This is a genomic window from Paenibacillus sp. 01L418 (genome assembly GCF_056400045.1).
Genome location: NZ_JBFTSN010000396.1, coordinates 1 through 5,908, shown reverse-complemented (window position 1 = coordinate 5,908; position 5,908 = coordinate 1). Strand labels below are relative to the sequence as shown.

The 5,908-nt window shown below is 45.5% G+C and carries 6 protein-coding genes; 3 read left to right on the top strand and 3 right to left on the bottom strand.

What is annotated here, in order from left to right; translation table 11 throughout:
- The 3 genes from AC1DSE_RS28650 to AC1DSE_RS28640 form a co-directional block, all read right to left on the bottom strand.
- Nucleotides 1-630 (bottom strand): ABC transporter ATP-binding protein (locus AC1DSE_RS28650; protein ID WP_477528587.1); only part of this gene is annotated, 630 nt, incomplete at its 3' end.
- Nucleotides 627-1,622, bottom strand: a complete 996-nt coding sequence (locus tag AC1DSE_RS28645; protein ID WP_477511066.1) for a FecCD family ABC transporter permease — start codon at nucleotides 1,620-1,622, stop codon at nucleotides 627-629. The genes AC1DSE_RS28645 and AC1DSE_RS28650, both read right to left, overlap by 4 nt.
- A 20-nt stretch (nucleotides 1,623-1,642) precedes the next feature.
- Entirely contained in the window at nucleotides 1,643-2,584 is a 942-nt protein-coding gene (locus AC1DSE_RS28640; protein ID WP_477528586.1) for an ABC transporter substrate-binding protein, read from the bottom strand.
- A gap of 340 nt (nucleotides 2,585-2,924) precedes the next feature.
- Between AC1DSE_RS28640 and isdC the strand changes: the two genes are divergently transcribed.
- From isdC to AC1DSE_RS28625, 3 genes are all read left to right on the top strand, one after another.
- Nucleotides 2,925-3,947, top strand: coding sequence for a heme uptake protein IsdC (gene isdC / locus AC1DSE_RS28635; RefSeq protein WP_477528585.1), 1,023 nt, complete (start codon nucleotides 2,925-2,927; stop codon nucleotides 3,945-3,947).
- A gap of 12 nt (nucleotides 3,948-3,959) precedes the next feature.
- Nucleotides 3,960-4,385, top strand: a complete 426-nt coding sequence (locus tag AC1DSE_RS28630) for an NEAT domain-containing protein (protein ID WP_076270885.1) — start codon at nucleotides 3,960-3,962, stop codon at nucleotides 4,383-4,385.
- A gap of 137 nt (nucleotides 4,386-4,522) precedes the next feature.
- On the top strand, nucleotides 4,523-5,908 hold a 1,386-nt coding region (locus AC1DSE_RS28625), incomplete at its 3' end, for an NEAT domain-containing protein (RefSeq protein WP_477528584.1).

The window sequence follows — 5,908 nt, the reverse complement described above, 5'->3', positions numbered from 1 at the left end:
CATATAATGGCAATAAGAGGCTGCCTGCTGCAGATCGTGCAGAACCATAACGATCGTCGTTCCATATTCCCGATTTATTTTGGCGAGTGTCTCCAGCACCTCGAGCTGATGACACATGTCCAGATAGGTAGTTGGCTCATCTAATAAAAGAATTTCGGTCTGCTGCGCTAAAGCCATGGCGATTCGCGCCTTCTGCTGCTCGCCTCCGGAGAGGGTGTGAAACATTCGGTCTTCGTGCCGCCGAATGCGCATTGCCCGCAATGCCCAATCAATGATACGTTCATCCTCCGTAGTTAGCCGCTGACGGAAGCTTTTTTGGTAGGGAGCACGCCCATAAGCGACCAGCTCGCGAACGGTCAGCGAAGGAAGCATATCTTTGGCTTGCGTCAGCATGGAAAGACTTTTGGCATATTCGGATCTTTTATAATCGCTCGTACTCTTCTCATTAATGAGAATGCTGCCGCTATCTGGAGTCAATAGACCCGAGATTAATCTAAGCATCGTTGATTTGCCTGAGCCGTTTGGCCCGATTATCGCAGTTATTTTACCTTTAGGGATTTCTATATTAACATCGGACAGCTTGAACATGCCTGCTTCAAGCATTAACGAATGGGTTTGAATCGCCTTCATCGCCAGTTACTCCTCCTCAGCAAATACAAAAAGAACGGTGCGCCGATGCAAGCTAATAAGATGCCAACCGGCAGCTCAACAGGGTCGAATAAGGAACGAGCCGCGGCATCGGCAATGACGACCAGAGCAGCACCGGTTATTATGGATACTGGCAGCAAATAACGGTAATCGTCTCCAATTAGAAGGCGGACCATATGAGGCACAACCAGCCCAACGAAGCCGACAAGACCTGCGGCGCTTACTGCAATTCCTGCAAGCAGAGCAGATAAGAGAATAAGCAGAAGCCGCTGCAACTCCACTTTTTGTCCCAGCAAGCGAGCAGAATCGTCGCTGAGCAGCAGCAGATTGGCTGATTTGATCGCTGGTATCGTAAGAAGGAGGCCAACGAGCGCGTAAGGCAGCATAAAGCTGAAATGATGCCAGCTTCGTCCATTTAATCCGCCGGAAAGCCAAGGAAGCACAGCTTGAACCCGGTCGCTGTAAACGACCATCACACCATTCATAACGGCCCCCACGAGCGCGTTTACTGCAACACCGGCTAATACAATCTTAATAGGCGAAGCACCTTTATCCCATGAAAGAAAATAAATAATTAGACTTGCAGAGAGGGCGCCAACAAAAGCAGCAGCTGGCAATAAAAAGCTGAATTGCGGCAGCATCACCATCGTGATGACAGCAGCGAGACCGCCACCTGCCGAAACGCCAATAATGCCGGGATCGGCAAGTGGATTGCGCATGACACTTTGCAGAATTGCTCCGGATGCAGCAAGGCATGCGCCTGTCAATAAACCAATTAATACTCTAGGGAGCCTAAGATCAAGCAATATTACGGAGTGAGCCGATGAATCGCCTTTGATAAGAATGCTCCATATCTCGTGCAGTGGAATCGTGATTGATCCAGATATTAACCCGATAAGAACGCTTAAAAGCAGAAATATGGGTGAGATGATGAAGGCCAGCTTACGTCTTTTTGTACGTGTTTCTTTATTCATAATCCTTATTTAGCATCCTTTCAGTTAGGCACTTCTTTCAGCAAGCGATCCATAAGCTCAAGTGCTTCGATTACACGAGTTCCAGGGTTAGTACCGAACAGGTCCTGCGGCAGCACTTCAATACGCTGCTGCTTGACGGCGGATATGCTGCTCCATGCAGAATTAGTCTCCATTTCACGAATGAAGCTGTTCTTGATTTCCTCGGGATTGCCATGCGTCATGAAAAAAATGATGTCGGGGTCTGCTTCAACAACACGTTCTGCGTTTAGCTGCGCGTATTGCGGGAAGCTCTGCAGCCTCGGATAATCCGAAGCGATATTTACTCCGCCAGCGGTTTCGAGTATGTTGCCGCTCAAGGAATTAGGGAGTGCTGCCATGAATGTACCTGGTGCTCCATATACAAGCAGCGCTCGCGGCTTGTTGGCTTCATCGGTAGGTTTATAAACAGCAATCTTATCAACAATGTTGGCGATAATTGCTTGTGCCTGCTCTTCTTTGCGAAGAAGTTGGCCTATCAGCTCAATCTGGCGGTTAATGTCGTYGATGGAGTTGGCACCCGTCAACAGGAGCTGTACACCGATTCCTTGAAGAACGGGAATATCCTTCTCATTCATTGGATAATTGCCAAGCACGACATCAGGGCGAAGCAATGCTATTTTTTCCAAATCAACCTCGTGAGCATTTCCGATTTGTTCAGCTTTGAGGACTGCCCGATTAACGGGCTGAGCGGATGTTGTAGGCCGGCCGACTAGATTTCCTCCTAAAGCTGCCACAATATCAGCTTCGCCGCTGCCCAGTGCAACAATTTTGGCGGGAGGTTCCTTAAAGGCAATTTGGCGTCCTGCAAAGTCTTTTACTATCAGACTTCCATCGCTCATTTCTGAAGAGCTGCCTTTGCCGATACTGCATCCTGTAAAAACGAGTAACAGAAGCACAGCAAATAGGGGGAGACAAGTTCTCATAACAATTGCAGTACCTCCAAGCTAAATGCTATTGATAATCAGTCTCAATGATCTCTTCGAGAGTATAATGCTTAAAAACAGAGGACGTCAATACCTAAAAAGGAATTATATAGAAAATAACTAATTTTCTTTTTTTGTGTTGACAAAATGTGGGCATGCATGATAGTTTCATTCCTGAGAATGGCGTTTCCAGAAATGGGGATGCATTCTGCAGCAGATTGCTTTTTTTTTAATTGTACAATGATAATGATTATCATAATCAAAATAACTTTTTATTGATAATGATTATCATATTCATGATGTGAGAGAGAGCCATTCGGATAATCTGCTGCGAGCTTGGATGTCAGGAGTAAAGGAGGAGAAGAGAATTATTCGCAAGTTTGGAGTGCTGGCTTTCTTCATCATGATTACTTTACTCGTTGTTCCGTTTGCACCTGAAGCACATGCGGCTGAACTGGCTGATGGTACGTACTCGATAGACTATGTTGTCAAGAAAGCCGAAGATGAATCGGTATCGATGGCAAATGACTATTGGGAAAAACCAGCCAAGCTGATTGTGACCAAAGGAGCTTTGCAGGTACAACTGCAAATAAACCATAGCTCATGGGTAACGGAATATAAAGTTCCGAGTGACGGCGGGTACATAGATACGGCTATTGTATCTAGCAACGAAGCTGACAATACGAGAATTGTTAAGTTCGGAATTGYTGATCTTACAACGCCGTTAGAGTCCAAGATCCACGTAACGGTAGAGGATATTGATTACGATCACAGCTACACGATTCGTCTAGTTTTCGATTCTAGCAGTCTGAAGCAGATCAGCAAAGCGGAGGCCCCTGTCAAAGAAGAAAAGAAACCAGCAACAACCACGAAAGAACCAAAAAAAGAGACCGATGCAAAGACAGGTACAACAGCTCCTCAAACCACAAATAAGGTGACAGAAAAACCAAAGGTTGAGGTAGATAAGCCGAGCTCTGAAACGGTCGATTCTAAAAAAGAAGATTCTAAGAAAGAGATACAGGTCGAAGCTTCGCCTGCTCCAACCGTTAGTCCGATAGCGGCTGAAGCTGAAGGGCAATCATTGCCTAAGGAGACTTTAACCCCATCTACACAAGAGTCAAGCTCTTCAGAGGATACCCTAGCAGTGGACTCTGCGGAGACAGCTGTTCACGAAGAGCCGAAGGCCGATGTTCAGCTTATTGGGGCTGATATGGATACACCTGCACCAGGTGAAGCTGCGCAGCAGTTGTCAGATGCGGCTTCTTCTAAGCGCGTGTTGTCACCGCTTGTTATTTCCCTAATCATTATTGTTGTCGGAGTAGCCTTTATCTTATTGAGCAAAACCAAATTCGCTAAAAAATAAGGAGTGTTCTAAATGGTAAAATCGATGAAAAAAACAAGTTTCGTTATGTTAATGCTCGTAATGGCTTTAGCTCTAGTTGTTCCATCTGCTTTCGCAAGTACTGGTGTAAGCTATGTCGTTCGCAACGCGGGAGATACAGCCAATTCTTATGCTGATGCCTATAAAGTAGGCGATGCAGTTGTAGCAAGCAATGGCACAACGACAACGGTTACATTCTCTGGTTCAAGCTTCATTCAATACTTGCAAGTGCAAGACCCTGCTACTGGAACATACAGCTATGCAGCTGCTAATTATACAGGCGGCAACGTTGAATTTACATTTGAAGTGGCTGATTTCACACCGAACCAAGTTGCCAAAATCCACGTTGTCGTTCCGCCATCACCAGGATTTGAAGGCTACAATACGGTTCATACAATCCAATTCAATTGGAGCGTTTAAGCATCAGCGAGCTCTACGGTTAGAATAGCGCTTTAAAAATAACAGGAGAGCAATGCTGCGGCATGTTTCGCTCTCCTGTTCAAAATGCAAGGGTACATAAGCGATAGCAGTTAAATGACGAAGGAGTGTTTTTTGAAATGCAAATGAAATTTCGCCGATTGACGGCGCTGCTCATGGCGCTCGTATTGTTGCTGTCGGCCTTTCCTGTGAGTGCAGCGGCGGGAGTAACGCCAAATGGGGAGTATAGTGTTCCTTATCTTTATGTGAAGGATGGGAGCAATGAACGATCAATCATTAACGATTATCTAAATCCAAGCACAGGCAAATTGATTATTACTAATGGCAGTGCAAAGTTTCAGCATGAGGTTACGCAGTATACTTCCTTTCATCATTTTTCTGCTAAGTTACCAGGTAAAGACAAAGCAGTAATCAATGGGAACACAATCAACGGCATAGAAGTGTATCAAGTCGTTGCTGCTCAGCCAGCAGGGGACGGCTTAGATCCGGATCACGTCGTTGTTAGCTATGATATTGAGAACATGCAAGAGAAACAAGAAATTTTGATTCATATCGTCATTCCTTCAGTAAATTATGACAATTGGTATAATGTTCAGCTTCAGCTGGATATCTCAGGTCTACCCGTTGATGGAGGCGGYAATGGGGGCGGAGGCGAGACGGGTGCTGTAACATTAGAGCAGCTTGAAGCTTTATTTACAACCTCGAATGAGCTGCTGAATACAACGACGGAGGGAACTGGCGATGGCTTCTATTTGCTAGGCTCCAAGGCTACTTTTCAAAATACGATCACTCAGGCAAGAAGCATTGCCGATAGCGCTGGCGTTTCCAATCAAGAGCTGATCAAGGCTGCTTACCTTGTTCTGCAAGAGGGAAAAAAGAAGTACGAGGCTGCTCGGCTTGTCGTGAATAAAGCGAATTTAGTACGTGCGTTAGAAGAGATTTCAGCTTTTGCGACAACGGTAAAAAATATAGGGACAGCAAATGGAGCTTCAGTCGCTCATGGGGTATTAACGGATGGTGAGTATTCGGTTGGAGCGAGCGTAAGGCTTGGGCAATGGATTGTGGACGCTCAGACTGTTGCTGCTGATCCGCAAGCATCTCAAACAGCCGTCAATAATGCTTTAAATGTTTTGACTGCGAATGTGGAGGATTTGAAAAAGCAGCAGTACAAGAAGGAGATATTACCGCTGCTTGTGCTGGACCCTGAAACAGGAGAAATATCCAAACACAATAAAGATTTCAAAACAGAAGTAAGTATGTTTACTCAATCGGCAGCGCCTTATTTTCAAGCGTATGCTCACGTTGTTTTTGCAGAGCCGATGGAAATTGCACCTGAATTAACGTTATATGGACAAAGCGCAAACGGCGAGATTTCCTCTAGTACGCTGACAGGTTATAAAACGCTTATTCAAAAGGGCTATGAAGGACTGATACAGGCCTATCAGTTTGCCGCAAGACATCAAAAGGCAGACGATTCTATTTATCAAGGCTTATCAAAACTAGAG